This window comes from Proteus sp. fly-1089, assembly GCF_040138965.1.
Classification (GTDB): domain Bacteria; phylum Pseudomonadota; class Gammaproteobacteria; order Enterobacterales; family Enterobacteriaceae; genus Proteus; species Proteus vulgaris_B.
Genome location: NZ_JBEETS010000001.1, coordinates 150,041 through 172,145, shown reverse-complemented (window position 1 = coordinate 172,145; position 22,105 = coordinate 150,041). Strand labels below are relative to the sequence as shown.

17 protein-coding genes are annotated in these 22,105 nt (G+C 37.6%); 6 read left to right on the top strand and 11 right to left on the bottom strand.

All coding sequences use genetic code 11. The features are described from left to right. Positions 1 to 67: 67 nt before the first annotated feature. The 3 genes from cmk to serC form a co-directional block, all read right to left on the bottom strand. The gene (gene cmk, locus ABN080_RS00780; protein WP_109408797.1) at positions 68 to 754 is read right to left on the bottom strand and encodes a (d)CMP kinase; all 687 of its coding nucleotides are present in this window, start codon (positions 752 to 754) and stop codon (positions 68 to 70) included. A 313-nt stretch (positions 755 to 1,067) separates the two neighbouring features. Continuing rightward, positions 1,068 to 2,354, bottom strand: coding sequence for a 3-phosphoshikimate 1-carboxyvinyltransferase (gene aroA / locus ABN080_RS00775; RefSeq protein WP_349440122.1), 1,287 nt, complete (start codon positions 2,352 to 2,354; stop codon positions 1,068 to 1,070). A gap of 193 nt (positions 2,355 to 2,547) precedes the next feature. Next, positions 2,548 to 3,636 carry a 3-phosphoserine/phosphohydroxythreonine transaminase gene (gene serC, locus ABN080_RS00770; protein WP_197269377.1) on the bottom strand — a complete coding sequence of 363 codons (1,089 nt, stop codon included), beginning with the start codon at positions 3,634 to 3,636 and terminating at the stop codon, positions 2,548 to 2,550. A 136-nt stretch (positions 3,637 to 3,772) separates the two neighbouring features. Between serC and ABN080_RS00765 the strand changes: the two genes are divergently transcribed. Then, positions 3,773 to 5,203, top strand: a complete 1,431-nt coding sequence (locus ABN080_RS00765; RefSeq protein WP_197269378.1) for an MFS transporter — start codon at positions 3,773 to 3,775, stop codon at positions 5,201 to 5,203. Positions 5,204 to 5,272: 69 nt separating this feature from the next. Here ABN080_RS00765 and ansB read toward each other — a convergent pair whose 3' ends face one another. Continuing rightward, positions 5,273 to 6,310 carry an L-asparaginase 2 gene (gene ansB / locus ABN080_RS00760; RefSeq protein WP_349440121.1) on the bottom strand — a complete coding sequence of 346 codons (1,038 nt, stop codon included), beginning with the start codon at positions 6,308 to 6,310 and terminating at the stop codon, positions 5,273 to 5,275. Positions 6,311 to 6,538: 228 nt separating this feature from the next. Here ansB and ycaO point away from each other — a divergent pair, with 228 nt between their 5' ends. From ycaO to ABN080_RS00735, 5 genes are all read left to right on the top strand, one after another. Next, a complete protein-coding gene (gene ycaO, locus ABN080_RS00755; protein ID WP_196553341.1) occupies positions 6,539 to 8,296 on the top strand; it encodes a 30S ribosomal protein S12 methylthiotransferase accessory factor YcaO in 1,758 nt (585 codons plus the stop codon). A gap of 672 nt (positions 8,297 to 8,968) precedes the next feature. Next, complete coding sequence (gene focA, locus ABN080_RS00750; RefSeq protein ID WP_109408791.1) at positions 8,969 to 9,823, top strand: formate transporter FocA; 855 nt, start codon at positions 8,969 to 8,971, stop codon at positions 9,821 to 9,823. 54 nt (positions 9,824 to 9,877) lie between these two features. Further along, complete coding sequence (pflB, locus tag ABN080_RS00745) at positions 9,878 to 12,160, top strand: formate C-acetyltransferase (RefSeq protein WP_197269379.1); 2,283 nt, start codon at positions 9,878 to 9,880, stop codon at positions 12,158 to 12,160. A 109-nt stretch (positions 12,161 to 12,269) separates the two neighbouring features. Further along, positions 12,270 to 13,010 (top strand): pyruvate formate lyase 1-activating protein, encoded by a 741-nt coding sequence (gene pflA / locus ABN080_RS00740; RefSeq protein WP_036938126.1) that lies wholly within the window; start codon positions 12,270 to 12,272, stop codon positions 13,008 to 13,010. Between the two features lie 545 nt (positions 13,011 to 13,555). After that, complete coding sequence (locus ABN080_RS00735) at positions 13,556 to 14,443, top strand: BPSS1780 family membrane protein (protein WP_349440120.1); 888 nt, start codon at positions 13,556 to 13,558, stop codon at positions 14,441 to 14,443. An 82-nt stretch (positions 14,444 to 14,525) separates the two neighbouring features. On the opposite strand, the gene allD is transcribed toward ABN080_RS00735, so the two are convergent. From allD to lolA, 7 genes are all read right to left on the bottom strand, one after another. After that, positions 14,526 to 15,575 carry an ureidoglycolate dehydrogenase gene (gene allD, locus ABN080_RS00730; protein WP_196553344.1) on the bottom strand — a complete coding sequence of 350 codons (1,050 nt, stop codon included), beginning with the start codon at positions 15,573 to 15,575 and terminating at the stop codon, positions 14,526 to 14,528. 262 nt (positions 15,576 to 15,837) lie between these two features. After that, complete coding sequence (locus tag ABN080_RS00725; protein ID WP_349440119.1) at positions 15,838 to 16,662, bottom strand: MetQ/NlpA family ABC transporter substrate-binding protein; 825 nt, start codon at positions 16,660 to 16,662, stop codon at positions 15,838 to 15,840. A gap of 50 nt (positions 16,663 to 16,712) precedes the next feature. Then, positions 16,713 to 17,399, bottom strand: a complete 687-nt coding sequence (locus tag ABN080_RS00720) for a methionine ABC transporter permease (RefSeq protein WP_349440118.1) — start codon at positions 17,397 to 17,399, stop codon at positions 16,713 to 16,715. 1 nt (position 17,400) lies between these two features. Then, positions 17,401 to 18,441, bottom strand: coding sequence for a methionine ABC transporter ATP-binding protein (locus tag ABN080_RS00715; RefSeq protein WP_349440116.1), 1,041 nt, complete (start codon positions 18,439 to 18,441; stop codon positions 17,401 to 17,403). A gap of 259 nt (positions 18,442 to 18,700) precedes the next feature. Further along, positions 18,701 to 19,990 carry a serine--tRNA ligase gene (serS, locus tag ABN080_RS00710; RefSeq protein WP_072069685.1) on the bottom strand — a complete coding sequence of 430 codons (1,290 nt, stop codon included), beginning with the start codon at positions 19,988 to 19,990 and terminating at the stop codon, positions 18,701 to 18,703. A gap of 117 nt (positions 19,991 to 20,107) precedes the next feature. Continuing rightward, positions 20,108 to 21,457, bottom strand: coding sequence for a replication-associated recombination protein A (locus tag ABN080_RS00705; RefSeq protein WP_072069730.1), 1,350 nt, complete (start codon positions 21,455 to 21,457; stop codon positions 20,108 to 20,110). Between the two features lie 7 nt (positions 21,458 to 21,464). Next, on the bottom strand, positions 21,465 to 22,073 hold the full coding sequence (gene lolA / locus ABN080_RS00700) for an outer membrane lipoprotein periplasmic chaperone LolA (protein ID WP_196553346.1): 609 nt from the start codon (positions 22,071 to 22,073) through the stop codon (positions 21,465 to 21,467). Positions 22,074 to 22,105: the final 32 nt, after the last annotated feature.

Here is a 22,105-nt window from a genome sequence, read left to right as displayed (position 1 = left end):
ATTGTGTTTTCATTAACACGTCAACCCGATTTTGATAATTACCTAGTATAAACGAAATAAAAATTAATTACGCTGATAATTGCAGATTTTTTTTAGCATAAGTTAACGATTTTTCAATAACTTCGTCGATAGACAAACTTGTAGAATCGAGAATTAATGCATCTTTCGCTGCAACAAGTGGCGCAACGGCGCGATTCCGGTCACGGTGATCGCGTTCTTTTATCTCAGATAAAAGGCGCTCAAAGTTAACATTAAAGCCCTTTTCCTGCAACTGTAACATGCGACGACGCGCTCGTTCTTCTGCGCTGGCTTCAAGAAAAATTTTCACTTGAGCATCAGGGAAAACGATCGTTCCCATATCTCGCCCATCGGCAATAAGACCAGGTTCTGTACGGAATGCTCGCTGACGACGCAATAATGCTTCTCTTACACGGGGAAAAGTTGCTGCTTGTGAGGCCGTGTTCCCAACTGTTTCAGTACGAATTTCATTCGACACGTCTTCACCTTCGAGAATAACACTTAAGCCATTCTCATTAGGAACAAAACGTACATCTAAATTTGCTGCTAGAGGTACTAATGCATCTTCAGAAGTAATATCGACATGATGATGTAATGCAGCTAATGCCAATACACGATAAATAGCGCCAGAATCGAGTAAATGCCAGCCAAACGCTTTCGCCAATGCTTGGCACAATGTTCCTTTACCGGCTCCGCTAGGCCCATCAACAGTTATAACAGGGACGATAACCGCCATGAGTTTCTCCTTTTCGTGGGCACTGTATTTCTGTGTTTATCGCGCTTATTACATTGATATAACAGGCTTAAAATTCAAACAGAGAAAAACAGTATTAATGTATGCGCGTCATTATACGCATACAATGTATAGGAAGAAACAAGCAGATAAAGGCCAAAGAGATTTATTCAATACAATTTTTTATAGATAGGTTATTTTTTAGAAAATTTTATCCGAATATAATAAAAAATCGGCAATATTGTGCTTTTAAAAGTCCAATACTGCCGATTTAACTGATTTAAATTTGACTGGTTTTTATTAAATATAATGGATATTAACCATGATGCTGAGAAAGAGTTTCTAACTTATCAAAATAATCTGGGAATGTTTTGGCTGTACAACCCGGATCAAGAATAGTAATAGGTGTGTCAGACAATGCCACCAGCGAAAAACACATAGCAATACGATGATCGTTATAAGTTTTGATATTTGCAGTTGTTAACTGCTGTGGTGGCGTTACTTTTAAGTAATCATGCCCTTCTTCTACAATTGCACCCACTTTTTGCAACTCTGTAGCCATTGCAGCCAATCGGTCTGTCTCTTTTACTCGCCAGTTATAGATATTACGAATAACAGTATCACCTTTTGCAAACAGTGCTGTAGTAGCAATGGTCATTGCTGCATCAGGAATAGTATTCATATCCATATCGATGCCTTTTAACGAGCCACGTTCACATTCAATATAATCATCACCCCAACGTATTTTCGCTCCCATTTTTTCAAGTACAGAAGCAAAATGAATATCGCCTTGCAAACTATTTTTGCCAATACCTGTCACTCGGACTATTCCACCTTTAATTGCCGCGGCTGCTAAGAAATAAGATGCTGATGATGCATCTCCTTCTACAAGGTATTTTTCAGGTGATTGATATTGTTGGCCACCTTTCACAACAAATTGTTGATAATTTTGATTTTCAATCTTGCCACCAAAGGTATTAATCAATGCTAAGGTAATATCGATATACGGTTTTGATACTAGCTCACCTTTAATTGTAATAGTTGTATCTTGCTCAGCTAATGGAGCGGTCATTAATAAGGCGGTCAAAAATTGGCTTGAAACACTGCCATCGACTTCTACATTCCCCCCCTTAAAACCTCCACGTAAACGAATAGGTGGATAATCCGTTTGTTCGAGATAATCGATACTCGCTCCACCTTGGCGTAAAGCATCAACTAAGTGCCCAATGGGACGCTCTTTCATTCGTGGCTCACCCGTCAATACAATATCATGCGAGCCTAGACTTAATGCAGCTGCCAATGGACGCATTGCTGTACCTGCATTACCTAAGAAGAGTTCTAATGGTGACTTAGTTTTAAATTCACCACCTAAACCCTCTATATCACAGACTGTATTGTTATTTGATAATTGATACTGCACACCTAATGCTTTTAATGCATTTAGCATATGACGAATATCATCACTATCTAATAGATTAGTTAAACGTGTTTTACCTTTAGCTAAAGCGGCTAATAATAACGCACGATTAGAGACACTTTTTGAACCTGGTAAATTAATAGTGCCTTCAATATGAGCAATAGGCTGTAATGTCAACGATTCCATAAACAGGTAAGAACTCCGATAAACAAATAAAATAAGATGGGATACGGTTTAATCAAAAAATAAGAAAACGACTTAGGTACTTATTATTTTTTATTTATTTTTAGTACTGGGATAATTTGATTGTCATTATCAACATCTTTGGATAAAAGGAAACCCACTTTCACATAGGCTTCCTAAACATATAATGTATCAATTATGCGTGGCGACGCTCAAAATCAGCCATAAAATCAACTAATGCTTGAACACCAGCTAATGGCATTGCGTTATAAATTGATGCACGCATACCACCTGATACACGATGACCTTTTAATGCGACTAAGCCTTGTGCTTCTGCCTCTTTTAAGAAGACTGAATCTAATTCAGGAGAAGACATTTGGAAAGGTACATTCATTAATGAGCGATTTTCTGTTGCAATACGGTTGATATAAAAATCACTGTTATCAATAGCACTATAAAGAAGCGTCGCTTTTTCATAGTTACGTTTTGCCATTTCTTGCAAACCACCCTGCTCTTTTAGCCATTTAAAGACCATACCTGATAAATACCAAGCAAAGGTAGGTGGTGTATTAAACATTGAGTCATTTTCAGCGAGCACTGTATAATCAAACACTGATGGTGTTTCTTTACGAGCTTTACCTAATAGATCTTCACGAATAATAACGATGGTTAAACCCGCAGGGCCAATATTCTTTTGTGCACCAGCATAAATTACACCAAAGCGACTAATATCTAGTGGTTGGGATAAAATAGAAGATGAGTAGTCTGCAATAACAATTTTGTTGTCATCAAAATTGGGTTCTTCATGAATGGCGATACCATCGATAGTTTCATTTGGGCAATAATGTACATAAGCAGCATCATTACTTAATTGCCATTCTTTCATTGGCTTAATACCAATTTTACCATCAATTTCTGTTTTAATTTTAATGATATTTGGCGAACAATATTTTTCAGCTTCCTCAGCTGCGCTTTTCGCCCAATAGCCACCATCAATATAGTCAGCCGTTGTCTTCTCACCTAATAAGTTGAGAGGTAAAGCTGCAAAGTGGCCTCGCGCCCCACCATGGCAAAAAAGAATTTTGTAGTTTTCTGGCACATTGAGAAGATCACGAAGATCTTGCTCTGCCTGATGAGCAACTTCAAGAAACTCTTTACTGCGGTGGCTGATTTCCATGACCGAGCGCCCAAGTTCATGCCAATTGCATAATTCTAATTCTGCACGACGAAGGACTTCTGCCGGTAACATAGCCGGACCTGCACTAAAGTTATATACCTGACTCATTCAAATTCACCCTATCTGAATATGTTTTTACAAAATGACCTTTATCGGTTGTATCATTCTCATTAAATTGGCGCAATGATTATTGTGAGCTAACGCATAATACGCAGTGCGTAAAAATAACGATTAGGAGTGTTTTATGTCGGGGAGTGTGAATAAAAAAGAAGAAGCAAGCTGGGGAATGCTTCTTCATGGAAAAAATAGTCTAAAATCGCTAGCTTTAGCAGGAGGCGTTGCATTACATGCAATTAATGTTTATATCACGATAACAACACTACCTTCAGTTGTCCGAGATATAGGTGGGCTCAATTTATATGCATGGAATACGACTGTTTTTATTTTAGCCTCTATTCTTTTTTCCGCGTTGACGTCTCGTTTGTTGAGCAAATTTGCACCTCGTAATAGTTACATGATTGCTACGCTTTGTTTTTTAATCGGTTCCGTTATCTGTGCAACAGCACCTTCTATGCAGATATTGCTGCTAGGCCGATTTATTCAAGGGGCGGGTGGTGGCATGTTGCTTGCACTAGCTTATTCTCTAGTCAGAGTGATGTTTCCACAGCCACTTTGGTCTAGAGCTATGGCATTAATGTCAAGTATGTGGGGAATATCAACACTGTTAGGCCCTGCATTAGGTGGAGTATTTGCAGAATATGATATTTGGCGCGGTGCATTTTGGTCTATTCTATTTGTAGGTATTCCTTATGCTATTTTATTATTTACTATTCTTCCTACTGAAAATAATGCTGATAATATCATCGCCAAATCACCTTTACCCTATCAGCAACTTTTTCTATTAATGGTTGCTGTGTTATCTATTTCAATCGGCAGTCTTTATAACACCACGTTGTATCATGTATTATCATTTTTATTTGCTATTATCTTTATTTTGCTTTTAATACACATAGATAAAAAATCAAATGATGGCTTATTTCCTAAAGGGACATTCTCTTTTTCTGCACCTTTAGCCCCTATTTATCTCACCATGGCATTATTAGGTATAAGTGTACAAACTGAAGTTTTTGTGCCCTATTTTTTACAGACTATTCATAATATTACCCCATTGCTTTCCGGTTATTTAGCAGCATTAGTGGGCGCTGGCTGGTCTTTTTCTGCGATTATTTCTTCATCTAGCCAACAATATACTGCTCAACGCTTAATGCGCTTTGGCCCTATGATTAATTTTTCTGCCATAGTGATCCTTGGTTTATTTATATCCAATAACGTCACATTACCTTATGGGCAAATTGTCGTTATTTGTGTAGCACTCTTTTTTACTGGTGCAGGAATTGGTATGGCTTGGCCTCATTATTTAACCCGTGTATTACATGTCTCTCAGGGGCAAGAGGCTCAAAAAGCAGCGACATCAATTACGACAATTCAATTATTTTCAGCTGCAGTTGGTGCTTCGATATCAGGTACTGTCGTTAATATGGCTGGTTTGACTGAGCCAGGGGGATTAGAGGGTGCACAAAATGCAGCACATTGGTTATTTATTGTTTTTGCAGTAACTCCGCTAATTGCTTTCTTTACAGCACAAATAGTCGTGTCTCGAACCAAAAAAAATTAACCTGATTTTATTGCTAAAAATAACAAAGCCTCTTTAATGAGGCCTTGTTATTATTCAAGCTATTTTAAATTAATACTTTTCAAAATTTTCTTGGATCTTAGCAGGATCTTGAGTCTGTGTGAGTGATAATTGTAATAATACTCTTGCTTTTTGTGGATTCAGGCGTTCTGATGCCACAAAACCATATTTTACGTCATCGACTTCGCCATTTTGTGTAGTGAAACCAACGGGTACTCGGCTTGAACGAACAATTACGACACCTTTTTTAGCGCCATCAGCTAAAGTATCAAAAATATCAGTATATAAGTTACCATTACCAACACCGGCGCTGACAATACCTTTGTAACCATCATCAATAAAGGCTTTTGCTGGTAAATTAGAAGCGTTTGAATAGTTATAAACAATACCCACTTTTGGTAATTCAGTTAATTTACTGATATCAAATGCAGGCTTATCAGCACGAGGTAATGCTGCAGTATAATAATGTACCTTGCCGTTGTGTACGTAACCTTGAGCGCCTGCATTAACCGGCTGGAATGCTTGTACTTCAGTCGTATTCATTTTCACGACATCTTTACCGCCGATAACCGCATTATTCATAGTGACTAACACACCACGATTTTCAGAGGCTTTATCACTGGCAATCACAACTGCATTAAAAAGATTTAAAGGACCTTCAGCACCTAATGCAGTTGCAGGACGCATTGCACCAACCATAACAACTGGTTTTTTACAGGCTGTTGTTAAATCCAGAAAGTAAGCCGTCTCTTCCATGGTATCAGTACCATGAGTGATAACAAATCCGTCCGTTTTATCACAATCTGCATTAATTTTATTAGCCAGCTTAAGCCATACTTGGTCATTCATATCTTGAGAACCAATGTTAACGACTTGCTCGCCTTTTAAATTAGCGACTTTTTTAGCCTCAGGCACGGCATTAATTAACGTATCAATACCTAATTTACCTGCTGTATAGCTTGATGTTGTTGCTGAATCACCACCACCTGCGATGGTACCACCAGTTGCTAAAATGGTGACATTAGGTAAGGCGAAAACAGAACCACTAACTACAGCTAATAGACTGGCAAGTAATGTTTTTTTCATCATCGAACTGATCCCTTATGAGTTTATAAATAAATCTAATTATGATGATTTTAAATTATTAATTCCGTGATAAATCGAACGTATTTATTAAAAAAACTCATATGTTAAACAATTTATTAGTGAAGAATATGGTTAGCCTGTTCGAAATAAGAGAAATTATTAGTGCTTAACAAGGGATTTCAGTATCATGTGCCCCTAACTATCATCCGCAAAATATTAATGAAACCTGCCATGTCACAAACATTCATTCCTGGCAAAGATGCCGCACTGGAAGATTCTATCGCTAGCTTCCAAAAAAAATTAACCGACTTAGGCTTTAACATTGAAGAAGCTTCATGGTTAAACCCAGTTCCTAATGTCTGGTCTGTTCATATTCGCGATAAAGATTGCCCTTTATGTTTTACTAACGGTAAAGGTGCCAGCAAAAAAGCAGCATTAGCTTCCGCATTAGGCGAATACTTTGAACGTCTTTCAACTAATTATTTCTTCTCTGATTTCTGGCTAGGTACTGATATTGCAGAAGGTGAATTTGTTCACTATCCAAGTGAAAAATGGTTCCCTCTCACTGAGGATGATTCTGTTCCTACGGGCTTATTGGATGCACGTTTACGTGAATTTTATGATCCTGAAGGTGAGTTATGTGGCAGTGAATTAGTTGATTTACAATCAAGTAATCATGATCGTGGAATTTGCGCACTACCATTTATACGTCAATCAGATGAAAAACCGGTTTATATTCCTGTAAATATTATCGCTAACTTGTATGCCTCTAATGGTATGTCTGCGGGTAACACAAAGAATGAAGCTCGTGTCCAAGGACTTTCAGAAGTTTTTGAACGCTATGTGAAAAACCGGATTATCACCGAAAGAATTAGCTTACCTGAAATTCCTAAAGAGGTTTTAGCTCGCTACCCTGCTGTTATTGAAGCGATTAATACCTTAGAGCAAGAAGGTTTCCCAATCTTTAGCTTTGATGCTTCTTTAGGTGGAAAATTCCCTGTTATTTGTGTCGTGTTATTTAACCCACAAAATGGAACTTGCTTCGCTTCTTTTGGAGCTCATCCTGATTTTGGTGTCGCTTTAGAGCGTACTGTCACTGAATTATTACAAGGCCGTAGTCTTAAAGATCTTGATGTTTTCAACCCACCAAGCTTTGATGATGAAGAAGTGGGTGATCACACCAATCTTGAAACACATTTCATTGATTCAAGTGGTTTAATTAGTTGGGATCTATTTAAGAAAGATGCCGATTATACTTTTGCTGATTGGAATTTCAGTGGCACCACTGAAGAAGAGTTCCATACCTTAATGGCACTATGCCAACAGTGTGATGCTGAAGTCTATATTATGGATTACTCACACTTAGGCGTTTATGCATGCCGTATTTTAGTGCCTGGTTTATCGGATATTTACCCTGCAGAAGATCTACAGTTAGCCAATAACATTATGGGTGTACATTGGCGTGATACTATTCTTTCGTTACCAACAAGCGAAGGTACAAAAGAAGAATATTTATCACTTATCGGTCAATTTGATGAAGATGGTTTAGACGACTTTACTCGCATCAGAGAAATGATTGGTATTGCACCAGGTAAAGATAATGGCTGGAGCCATTTGCGAGTGGGTGAATTAAAATCCATGCTTGCACTGGCTGGTGGTGATCTTGACCAAGCGCTTGTTTGGGTTGAATGGACTCAAGATTTCAATGCTTCTTTATTTACGCCAGAACGCCAAAATTATTATCGTTGCTTACACAATCTCTTATTATTACAACAAGAGACTGAACGTGAACCTGCGCAATACATGTATGCATTCTCTCGTATGTATGGAGAAGAAACATTACAAGCAGCCTTAAACGCAATACAAGGTAAACAAGCATTTTATGGTTTACAGCCTATCGATGCTGACTTAACAAATTTACCTATTCATCAGTCGCTACTTGCTGCTTATGAAAAATTACAAAAAGCAAAACGTCAATCGAACAAATAAGCCTATTTTATTTAGGATGACTTATTAAATAATCACTAGATTTAACTGAATAATAAGCGCGTATTTAAATTGAAACACTCTATTGAAAAGTAGAGTGTTTTATTTTGCTAAAAATAAATTTTTGACAATTTTGTCAACTTGACAAATATGCCATCCGACAAAATTGCCAAAATATGGCAAAAGTGACGATTTGAGATATTTAATACGACACTATAAATGGATATTAAACTTTTGCACTAAGAATAGTGCTTAAGTGTAGTTTAAATTGCTATTTGTTTAACCAGATCTCAAAAATTTAAAAACCTTATTTTTATAATGGTTATATGTCTGGAGTAATCAATCTTGATTAACCACAAATAAAGTAATGTTTATATTTATAGCAAAAGTAAATAAGGCGTTAAATTTGATTTTTAATTCTTAACATACGGAGTCTAAATAATACTTTATCTTTACTTTTTACTTTATTTATCCAGCTACCCTAAAATTTTTTGATAATTTTTAAAAAATTTTTTTATTTTATTAATCAAATAGTTATAGCATAAATAGCGGGTTTTTACGCACTAAAAACGGGTTTCTAATAAGCGACCATGATCCATATCAATTTTAGAAGTAAGCCCCTTTGCTACTATTATTGCGTGCTATAATTATTCCAACATATAAGAGAGTGTTAGTATGAAAGCTGACAGCCCTTTTAATTTATTATCACCTGCTGATATGGCAAAAGTTGCCGATGATGCATGTTGTTATAAAGCAAATAAACATATTCCAACGACTTACTTATCTGCATTTACTGCGGGAATGTTTATATCAATTGCTTTTGTTTTTTATATTACTGCTACTACAGGCACCGCATCTGTTCCATTTGGGCTGGCTAAATTAGTTGGCGGGATCTGCTTCTCTCTGGGGTTAATGCTCGTCGTCGTTTGTGGCGCAGATTTATTTACCTCAACTGTTCTGACTATTATTCCTAAAGCGACTGGACGTATATCTTGGGGCAAAATGTTTGCTAACTGGATAAATGTCTATCTTGGTAACTTCATTGGCGCACTCTTTTTTGTTGCCTTAATGTGGTTTGCTGGCCAACATATGGCTGCGAATGGGCTTTGGGGGCTAAACGTTTTACAAACTGCACAACATAAAGTTGAACACACCTTTATCGAAGCAGTCTGTTTAGGCATTCTAGCTAACTTAATGGTTTGTCTTGCAGTATGGATGAGCTATGCAGGTCGTACACTCATTGATAAGCTTTTTGCACTGATTTTACCTATCGGTATGTTCGTTGCTAGCGGTTTTGAGCACAGTATCGCTAACATGTTTCTTATTCCTTTAGGTATTGTTATTAAGAATTTTGCACCCGCAGAATTCTGGACTAAAGTAGGTGCATCACCCGAACAATTTTCAAATTTAACGGTATCAAATTTTCTCTCTGATAATTTATTGCCTGTCACTATCGGTAACATTATTGGCGGGGCAGTCCTAGTCGGTCTGGTATACTGGTTAATGCATCTGCGCGGTGACAAACATTAATCCGTGCAGGTATGACTGATTTCTTAAGTTCCATTGTAAAAAGGTAGAAGTATCATGTCTGATTTAAATGAAAAATTTGCTGAAGCATGGAAAGGTTTTTCTGAAGGTGAATGGCAGAACGGTGTTAACGTTCGTGATTTTATCCAAAAAAACTATACTCCATATGAAGGCGACGAATCTTTCCTAGCAGGTTCCACTAAAGCAACTGATACACTTTGGGAACAAGTTATGGAAGGCATCAAAATCGAAAACCGTACGCATGCGCCGGTTGATTTTGATACTTCTGTTGCTTCAACTATCACATCACACGATGCGGGTTACATCACTAAAGATTTAGAACAAATCGTAGGTTTACAGACTGATGCACCTCTGAAACGTGCGATCATCCCATTCGGTGGTATCCGTATGGTTGAAAGTTCTTGCCACGCTTACAACCGTGAGCTGGACCCAGAACTGAAAAAAATCTTTACTGATTATCGTAAAACTCACAACCAAGGCGTTTTCGATGTTTATACTCCAGACATCATGAAATGCCGTAAATCTGGTATCTTAACAGGTTTACCAGATGCTTATGGTCGTGGCCGTATCATCGGTGACTACCGTCGTGTTGCACTGTACGGTATCGACTTCCTGCGTAAAGACAAATTCGCTCAGTTCACTTCTTTACAAGAAAGAATGGAAAAAGGCGAAGATCTGGAAATGACTATCCAACTGCGTGAAGAAATCGCAGAGCAACATGCTGCTTTAGGTCAAATCCAAGAAATGGCTGCGAAATACGGTTACGATATTTCTCGCCCAGCTCAAAACGCAAAAGAAGCAGTACAATGGACTTACTTCGGTTACTTAGCCGCTGTTAAATCTCAAAACGGTGCTGCAATGTCATTTGGTCGTGTATCTACTTTCTTAGATATCTACATCCAACGTGATATTGAAGCTGGTTTACTGACAGAAGAACAAGCTCAGGAATTAATTGACCACTTAGTCATGAAATTACGTATGGTTCGTTTCTTACGTACTCCTGAATATGATGAACTGTTCTCTGGTGACCCAATCTGGGCAACAGAATCTTTAGCTGGTATGGGTTTAGATGGCCGTACTCTGGTAACTAAGAATACTTTCCGTTTCTTAAATACCCTGTACACAATGGGTCCATCTCCAGAACCAAACATGACCATCCTGTGGTCAGAACAACTGCCTATCAACTTCAAAAAATACGCAGCGAAAGTCTCAATCGATACTTCTTCAATCCAGTACGAAAATGATGACTTAATGCGTCCTGACTTCGACAGCGATGACTATGCAATCGCATGTTGTGTTAGCCCAATGGTTGTTGGTAAACAAATGCAGTTCTTCGGTGCTCGTGCAAACTTAGCGAAAACCTTACTGTATACCATCAATGGTGGTGTTGACGAAAAACTGAAGATCCAAGTAGGTCCAAAACATGCGCCAATCATGGATGAAGTATTAGACTTCGATACTGTGATGAACCAAATGGACCACTTTATGGATTGGTTAGCAACTCAGTACGTAACTGCACTGAACGTTATCCATTACATGCACGATAAATACAGCTATGAAGCAGCTCTGATGGCACTTCATGACCGTGATGTATATCGTACAATGGCATGTGGTATCGCAGGTCTGTCTGTTGCAGCTGACTCATTGTCTGCTATCAAATATGCAAAAGTTTCTCCAATCCGTGATGAAAACGGCTTAGCAGTTGACTTCAAAATTGATGGTGAATACCCACAATTTGGTAACAACGATTCACGTGTAGATGATATCGCTTGTGACTTAGTTGAACGTTTCATGAAGAAAATTCAGAAACTGCGTACTTACCGTAATGCGGTACCTACACAGTCTATCCTGACTATTACTTCAAACGTTGTTTACGGTAAGAAAACGGGTAACACTCCAGACGGTCGTCGTGCAGGCGCACCATTCGGACCAGGTGCTAACCCAATGCACGGTCGTGACCAAAAAGGTGCTGTTGCTTCACTGACTTCAGTTGCTAAACTGCCATTTGCTTATGCAAAAGACGGTATTTCTTACACCTTCTCAATCGTACCTAATGCATTAGGTAAAGATGATGATGTTCGTAAAGCGAACCTTGCGGGTCTGATGGATGGTTATTTCCACCATGAAGCTGGCATTGAAGGTGGTCAACACCTGAACGTTAACGTGATGAATCGTGAAATGCTGTTAGAAGCAATGGAAGATCCTGAGAAATATCCTCAGTTAACTATCCGTGTTTCTGGTTATGCAGTTCGCTTTAACTCACTGACTAAAGAGCAGCAGCAAGACGTTATCACTCGTACATTTACACAAACAATGTAATAAAGATAACTATATGCATTTATTTACTGAGAAAGTAGATAAAATCGCTTAGAATAAAGGCCCCTACTTTGGGGCCTTTTTATCTAGACAGTTTTGGAGTAACCCTGTTATGTCCGTACTTGGTCGTATCCACTCATTTGAATCCTGCGGTACTGTTGACGGTCCCGGAATACGTTTCATTGTTTTCTTTCAAGGATGCTTAATGAGATGCCTCTATTGTCACAACCGTGACACATGGGATACTCATGGTGGGCAAATCGTCACAGTTGATGAATTAATGAAAGAGGCGGTAACCTATCGTCATTTTATGAATGCTTCTGGTGGCGGTGTTACTGCTTCTGGTGGCGAAGCGATTTTGCAAGCAGAGTTTGTGCGCGATTGGTTCCGCGCATGTCAAAAAGAAAATATCCATACTTGCTTAGATACTAACGGCTTTGTTCGTCGTTATGATCCCGTTATTGATGAATTAATGGATGCTACTGACTTGGTGATGCTCGACCTAAAACAAGTCAATGATGAAATTCACCAAAAATTAGTGGGCGTATCAAACCAACGTACACTTGAATTTGCGCGTTATTTAGCAAAACGAGGCCAAAAAACATGGGTTCGTTATGTGGTTGTTCCGGGTTGGTCTGATGATGATGATTCTGCTCATCGTTTAGGCGAATTTATTAAAGATATGAAAAACATTGAAAAAGTAGAGCTACTACCTTACCACGAACTCGGCAAACATAAATGGGTCGCTTTAGGCGAAGAATACAAATTAGATGGTATTCATCCACCGTCAAAAGAGACAATGGAAAATGTAAAATCTATTCTTGAGTCTTACGGCCATAAAGTCATGTATTAAGTTTTTCTACTTAAAATTAATTTAAGAAGCAGCGTTTTTAGCGCTGCTTTTTTGTTTTACTAAAATTAGCAAAAGCTTATATTAATTACCTTTTTTATGATCATGAACTTTAAAATCAGGGAGTTTCTTCTTACTTACAGGTGTTACTCTTCATCGCTTATCTGTTTCACCTGTCGCTTTTGCAGCAGGTTTAGCGCCTGTTTTATTCCCCATGATATACTTCTTATTTAATTCACGTATATTTTAATATAAGAAAGATGGTATCAACTTAAAGTGAGCAATGTAGTACTACATCATAATTAAACTATAAATTTTCTATATGCTGATAAATAAACTAATCCTTTATCAAAAAGACAATTAATTATCTTTATTCTGCTTTTATCAAACTCACATCGAATATTTTTATAGGCAAAATAAAATTAACCTCATAATAAGATTATCCTTAACCTATATTAGCTTTAATACAGTTGATTAATAACAAAACAAAAAGATATTATAGAGCGCTTATATTTATAAACAAAAATATCGGGATTAAGGTACAGGAAATGGAACAAGACAACAATTCATCGCTAACAGAGCCACAAGAGGTATTTACGCCTATCCCTCAAGCGCGAGGTGCCTCAGGCGGTGTTCGCTGGTTAGGGCTAGGATGGGATTTAATAAAAGAACGTTTTTGGATGTGGATAGGCGTTATTATTATCTACTTTATCGTTAGTCTTATTATCTCGACCATTCTTGGGTTTATTCCACTAATTGGTCCAATCATCTCACCTTTTATTACTACTGTATTAGCCGCAGGTGTCGTGGCAATTGCTCATCAACAGTATGAAACACAGCGTATTGATGTTGATAATTTATTTTTTGGTTTTTATAACAAGCGCTATCTCAGTTTAATGGGCGCTTATGGGATCAGCTTTCTTATCTTACTCGTAGGGATTATTCTTGCGGTTGTCGTCAGCAGTGCTGCTATGATGGATATTTTTTATGCTATCAATAGCGATTACCCTGACGAAATCATTGCTGAAATGATGATGGATAACTCATCTGGGTTTACATTATTTTTTGTTATTATCGCTATTTTTGGTGCGTTAAGCACTGCAGCCTATTGGTTTGTACCAGCTCTGGTATTAGTCAATGGCTATAAAGCATTCCCTGCAGTTAAAGCAAGCCTTTCAGCAGTAAAAATAAACTTATCTGGTGGTTTCTTCTTCTTTATTTTACTGTTCTTTATTATTGCTATTAGTATTATTCCATTTGGTTTAGGTTTACTTATTACCATCCCTCTTTCCTATACTGCAATGTATGGTTCTTATCGTGACGTTTTTTATCACCATAATATAGGAAATCAAGGAAATAACGGTGGAAATGGTGGAAATGGAACAATTTCTCTAAATAAAACCGCTGAATCTAATATTGGTAAATTAGTTAGTTAATTCTTAGCATTAACTTAAATAAAAAAGCAGTAGAGCGTAAATTCTACTGCTTTTTATTGTCTAGTATAAATAGCTATTATCATTAACCCGCAAACGGATTTTTATTATCATAAGATTTATTGTAAAGTGCATCAGATATTAAATAGTCATAAATTTCATCAACAATTTCAATACCTTCACTTTCACTTCTCTGTTCTTCTATTTGACTATTTTCACCAGGATAAAGGACTTTTTCAACATTAGGGGCCGGCTTAATGGCATTTAATTCCCCCATAACTTGTGAGATATGCTCTCTAAATAATGTCGCATCAGTAAAGAATGCTGGATTAATTACAATATGCAATTGACCCAACTCTCGTCCTTGCGTTAAATCGTGATACATCGAGCTAACATGTTTACCAAAAGGAAGTCCAAGCAAAATACCTGACAACACATCGACCATCATCATCAAGCCATAACCTTTAGGACCAGCAATAGGCAATAAGCCTTTTACCGCAAAAGGATCTGTCGTAGGTTTTCCGCTTTCATCTACCGCCCAAGTATCAGGAATATCAGTATGTCTTGAACGTGCATCTAGTACCTTACCCCATGCCTGCACGGTTGTCGCCATATCAAATGTAATATGTTTATCACCTACACCTGGGGCAGAAAACGCGATAGGGTTTGTACCGTAATACACTTCTGAGCCACCAAAAGGAACAACCATAGGATCAGATTGGCAAAGTGAGATACCAATCATTCCTGCTTGTGATGCTTGCTCGACAAAATAAGATAGTGCTCCACTGTGACCTATGCGTCGAACACCGACAACAGCAACGCCCTTGTCTTGTGCCATTTTGATAGCACGTTCCATTGCATCTTTAGCTGCAACATGCCCAGCACCATTATCGCCATCAAATACAGCGCTACAAGGTCCAGTTTCAGTATAAGTAAAGTTAGGTGTGGTATTTGTACCACCTTTGCTAATGCGCTCTGCATAATACTCTACACGCACAGCACCATGAGAGTGAATGCCTTTACCATCAGCATGGACTAAGACATCAGCCACCGTATCTGCATGCGCTTCATTTAGTCCTGCATGATGTAATTTATTTTTAATTAATTGATGTAACTGCGGTTTAGAAACTATCATAGAATATGCTCTTTTGTAGGGTTCTATGTAAATAGAAACGTCATAAAATAATTGAGGTAAATTCGAGCGATAGGTCTAATTTAACAGCATAAATAGGATCTGCCGTGATCGGTTTAACCAATGAAGGATTGCGTTATATTTTTGTTAAATAGTCATTTCTTTATTAAAAACCTTTTTATAATAGCTCTTGTTATAAACAAAAAAGTGGAACAATTTCTTGTTCCACTGATGGTTTGATCACAAATTTTTGCTACAGATAATATTATGGAACAGGAACAGCTTCGCCCTTAAACGTTTCTAGAATAAATTGTTTTGTCTCTGGAGCTCGTAATTGCGTCATTAATTTAGCAATACGCGGATCATTTTTATCTTCTTCTCTAATCACAACCACGTTAGCAAATTTACTATTTGCGGCAGGCTCGGTATAAATCACTTCTTTGCTTAAATCTAGCCCCGCATTAATAGCAAAGTGCCCATCAATAGAAGCAACATCCGCTTCACCATTTTTATAAATTTGTGGTAATAATGGGCCATCATAAGTAAATAGGAATTTAATATTACGAGGATTTTCTACAATATCGTCAATTGTAGAATCATCAGGATCGATGCCATCACGTAATTTAATTATTCCTTCGTCTTGGAATAATTTTAATATATGTCCATGCTGTGCCAGATTATTACTACTTATCATTTTCGATCCATTAGGCAAATCCTGTAAGCTTTTATATTTTTGTGAGAAAAAACGATAAGGGTGCATATGCACAGCGCCAGCAGAAACTAATTTCCAATCAGGATGATCTGCTAAGGTTTTATTTAAATAAGGCACATGTTGGAAAAAATTCGCATCTAATTCTTTTTCTGCTAATGCTTGGTTAGGAATAATATAATCATTAAAGATCCGAATATCTAACTCTAATCCTTCTTTTTCCAATTGGGGTTTTATAAATTCTAGGATTTCAGCATGAGGTGTACTTGATGCACCTATAATTAATTTATTTTCTGACTTTTCATTCGTTGGCTTACAAGCAGATAAAGCTAAGCTAACAAGTAGCACTGAACCCAGTTTTTTAATTACTGTTAATTTCATTGTTATAACCTTATTTTTAAATTTGATTTTTAATTAAGTTTATTCTTTGATTAGCGTTTATCTATATTTCTTACAACACTATCTCCCAATAGCTGAATGCATAACACAATTAATAAAATAACTAATGTAGCGACCCAAACCACATCAAGATGACTGCGCTGAAATCCTTCTAAATAAGCTAAGTTCCCTAATCCACCGGCACCAATCGCTCCGGCAACAGCCGTTCCTCCAACTAAAGAAATTAATGTTACGGTTAATCCAGAAACCAGCGCAGGAGATGATTCAGGCAGCAACACTTTAAATATTAATGTAGGTAAACTAGCCCCCATTGAAAGGCTTGCTTCTATTACGCCTTTATCAACTTCACGCAGTGCTAATTCAACCAATCGAGCATAAAAAGCAGCCGCAGAAATCACTAATGCAGGTAGTGCTGCATTAACACCTAATATAGTTCCCACAATCCATTTGGTAAAAGGAAACAATAAGATAATTAAAATAATAAAAGGAACGGCTCTAAAAATATTTACAATAAATGAGAGCGTTCTATAAATAGAAATCTGCTCTTTATAGCCTTCTTTTGCTGTTAAAAATAATGCGACACCAATTAATATACCTAATAAGCAAGATAATAGGCCCGAAACTAATGTCATATATAGAGTATTTAATGTTTCTTCTCCTAAGACATTGAGTTTTAAATGTGGAAAATAATTATTAACTAAAATTTGTATTTCATCCATATCATACAACCGCTATATCAAAATTATTGCTCTCAAGATATTGGATTATTTCATCTGATTTATTATTTAACTGTAAATAAATAAATCCATTCTCTTGTGAAAAACTACCTTTTATTAAATTAACAGGCTCATTAAATTTAGAAATTAAATCATAAAGTAAATAGTCATATTTTTTACCCTCTTGCAGTAACAGCTTTATTACTGTGCTTTGTTGTTTTATATCATCAATATCATCAATATCATCATTATTATCTATAACCTGTATTGATTGAGATAAAAATTGTTTCGTCACATTATGTTTTGGCTGATTAAATATTTTTAGCACTTCACCTTGTTCTATTATTCTTCCTTGCTCAATAACTGCAACTTTATTGCATATTGCTTTTACAACTTGCATTTCATGTGTGATCAACACTATCGTGATATTCATTTTTTTATTAATTTCAGCAAGCAGTGCTAAAATTGTTTGTGTTGTTTTTGGATCTAATGCAGATGTCGCTTCATCACATAATAAAACATCAGGATTGTTTGCTAGCGCTCTAGCAATGCCCACACGTTGCTTTTGTCCACCACTTAATGTTGATGGGTATTCATCTGCTTTATCAGCAAGCCCAACCAACGTCATAAGTTCACTTGCTCGCTGAAAACGTTGTTTTTTATCTAAACCAGAGATTTCAAGTGGAAATTCAATATTTTCTCTAACTGTGCGTGACCACAATAAATTAAAATGTTGAAAAATCATGCCTATCGAGTGACGAATTTTACGGATCTCGCGCTCACTACTGGTAGTAATATTATATTTACCTACAATCACCTCACCTTTAGTTACTGGCTCTAAGCGATTTAATAGTCGGATCAAACTACTTTTCCCTGCGCCGCTATAACCAATAATGCCAAAGATATCCCCCTGTTCAATATTGAGATTAATATCATCAACTGCAACAGTTTGTTTTTTACCTCGCAGATAAATTTTGCTGACATTTTTTAGTGTTATCATTTTAAGTAACCCACTCATCAAATAGAAATCTAGATGGCTAAACATCTAGAAATCCAAATTAATGTTAATGAGAGAAATTGTCAAGCAGGGAATGAAAATGCGATAAATAAAAATGGCATACCTTAGAATTAAAAGGTTTCTAATTATCTTTTTAGAAAACATTTACTCGATTATATTTTTATATATTAGCTTTAATCTCTAAGCTAAATTAAATTAATAGAGATTAATACTTATTGCAAACAATAAAAAACCCCCTGCCTAAGCAGAGGGTTAAATTATTAATACTCAATTAATTAGATAATAATTAACCGATATATTCTAAACCATTCATATAAGGACGTAACACTTCTGGAATTTCAATACGGCCATCAGCCATTTGATAATTTTCCATGATTGCGACTAAAGTACGACCTACTGCTAAACCAGAACCATTTAATGTATGAACCAGTTGTGTTTTCTTGTCACCTTTAGAACGGAAACGTGCTTGCATACGACGTGCTTGGAAATCCCACATATTCGAGCATGAAGAAATTTCACGGTAAGTATTTTGAGCCGGAACCCAAACTTCTAAGTCGTAAGTTTTACGTGAACCAAAACCGATATCACCTGTGCAAAGCACAACTTTACGATATGGCAGATTCAGTAATTGCAGTACTTTTTCAGCATGACCTGTTAGCTCTTCTAATGCTTCCATTGATTTTTCAGGATGAGCAATTTGAACCAGCTCAACTTTATCAAATTGGTGCATACGAATAAGGCCACGAGTATCACGGCCATAAGAGCCCGCTTCTGAACGGAAACATGGCGTATGAGCTGTCATTTTCAATGGTAAATCGTCTTCTTCAAGAATAACGTCTCTTACCATGTTGGTAACTGGTACTTCTGCTGTTGGAATAAGCGCGTATTGGCTTTCTGCTTCTTCTTCTAACGGTTTAGTGTGGAATAAGTCTTCACTAAATTTAGGTAACTGACCTGTACCGTACAGAGTTGCGTGGTTAACCAAGTAAGGAACATACATTTCTTGGTAGCCGTGCTCTTCGGTGTGCAGATTCAGCATAAATTGTGTGATAGCACGATGTAAACGTGCAATTTGACCTTTCATCACAACAAAACGTGAACCAGTAATTTTCACCGCAGAAGCGAAATCTAAACCATCAGTCAGCTCACCTAAAGTTACATGATCTTTTAATTCAAAATCATAAGTCTTTGGTGTGCCCCAACGAGAAACTTCTACGTTTTCGCTATCATCTTTACCATTTGGCACAGCATCATCTGGCATATTCGGGATAGTTAAAACGTAATCGCGGATTTCTGCTTGAAGAACTTCAAGTTCTGCTTTTGCAGCTTCAAGTTTTTCACCTAACAGGTTAACTTCCTGACGAAGTGGCTCAATATCTTCACCACGCGCTTTTGCCGCACCGATGGACTTCGATCGAGAATTACGTTCTGCTTGCAGGGATTCGGTTTCAACTTGTAACACCTTACGGCGTTCTTCTTGTTGACGGATTTTTTCCACATCGAGGGTGAACCCCCTGCGAGCCAGTTTTTCGGCGACCGCGTCTAGCTCATTACGCAGTAGATTTGGATCGAGCATGCTTATCCTGTGCTTATTGATAGATTAATAAAAACCTTCTCTCCTATCTTATAAAAAGATATCTGAGACAAGGCATAGTTAAGAAATTAATGATAATTTAATAACCTTACCGCATCTTTACATTTTGCGATAGCGTTTTGTAGCACTATTTTGATCTTGTTGAGAAAGCCAGTCTAATTTCTCTGCAACCTTGATCTCTAACCCTCTTTTTACTGGGTAATAGTACTGCGTATTGGCCATTTCTTTAGGAAAATAAACCTCTCCTGCCGCATAAGCATTAGGCTCATCATGAGCATAACGATACTCAGCACCAAGCCCCATATCTTTCATGAGTTTTGTCGGCGCATTACGCAAATGTTCAGGCACATCATAATCAGGTTTACTTTTGGCATCTGCAATAGCTGCTTTAAATGCAGTATAAACCGCATTACTTTTTGGTGCGCAAGACAAATACACAATGGCTTGCGCAATCGCGCGTTCACCTTCAGCTGGCCCTACACGCGTAAAGCAATCCCATGCAGCAATAGCAACTTGCATTGCGCGAGGATCGGCATTACCTACATCTTCTGATGCGATTGCCAATAAACGGCGAGCAACATAAAGTGGATCGCCACCTGCTGTTATGATCCTTGCGTACCAATAAAGTGCTGCATCAGGTGCAGACCCTCTTACTGATTTATGCAATGCAGAGATAAGATCGTAAAAGCGATCACCTTTATTATCAAAACGCGCACTACGCTCACCACTGATTTCAGTGAGTAACGCGGGTGTCAATGTACGTTTTCCTTGGCTATCTACTTCGGCAATATCTGCCATCATTTCAAGTAAATTTAATGAACGACGTGCATCACCATTAACCAATTGTGCAATCATTTTACGGGTGTCAGTAGGTAAAATGATATTGCGACCACCTAAACCACGCTCAGTATCATCTAATGCTTGTTGAAGTACTAACTCAATATCAGCTTCACTCAATGAACGTAATAGATAAACTCTCGCCCTAGAGAGCAAGGCTGAATTAAGTTCAAAAGAAGGATTTTCGGTCGTTGCGCCAATAAAAGTGATAGTTCCATCTTCAATATGAGGTAAAAAAGCATCTTGCTGGCTTTTATTAAAACGATGTACTTCATCAACAAACAGTATTGTTCTGCGCCCTGCATTACGATTTTGGCGCGCAATTTCAATAGACTCTCTGATTTCTTTAATACCCGATGTTACCGCAGATAAACGTTCTATATCAGCTTGTGCATAGCGACCAATAATCTCAGCTAGGGTTGTTTTCCCTGTTCCTGGTGGCCCCCATAAAATCATGGAGTGCAATTGCCCTGCCTTAATAGCACGAGGTAATGGTTTACCTTCGGCAAGCAAATGCGTTTGTCCGATATATTGCTCCAATGTTTCAGGCCGCATTCTTGCAGCCAGAGGTTGGAACTCATTGCGTGAAAAATCGAGTGATAAATTACTCAAAATATCCTCACTGACGTTGGTCATCCACAGTCACACCCGCAGGAGGTGTAAAGCGAAATGCGGATGCATCGATTGGTGTAACCGTTTGAGCTGTGAGTTGATAATTACTCACCTGGCCATCTTGTTCTGTGGCAGCAAATTGCTGGATTTGCCCATTAGGTAACACGGTGATCGTAAAATGTTTTAAGTTATTTTCTACTTTTGGTGTTAGCTCAAAACGGTCACCCGTTTGTTTAATTTCGTAATTTTGCCATTCTTTACTGTCGTTACGCGCGATCAACATAAACGGAGTGTTGGTTGTCGCACTTTCAAGCCAACTCGCTGTGACTTGCTCTACAAAGGGATTATAAAACCATAATGTTTTGCCATCAGAAATCAATGTGCTCTCATCAGGCGCAGTCATTTGCCAATTAAACAAATCAGGACGTTGTACTTTTAAATTTCCTTCCCCTTTTTGAATAAGGGCACCTTCATTACTAGTGACAGTTTGACTAAAGTTAGCTTGAAAACTATTTACTTTATTTAATCGTTGTTGCAGATCTTGACGCGCATCAGCCCAAGCGGCTTGGCTACTTATTAATGTCATCGCGCACACTGCAAATAATACTTTTTTCATTCTACAAGCCTCGGCATGAGATTACGCCGACA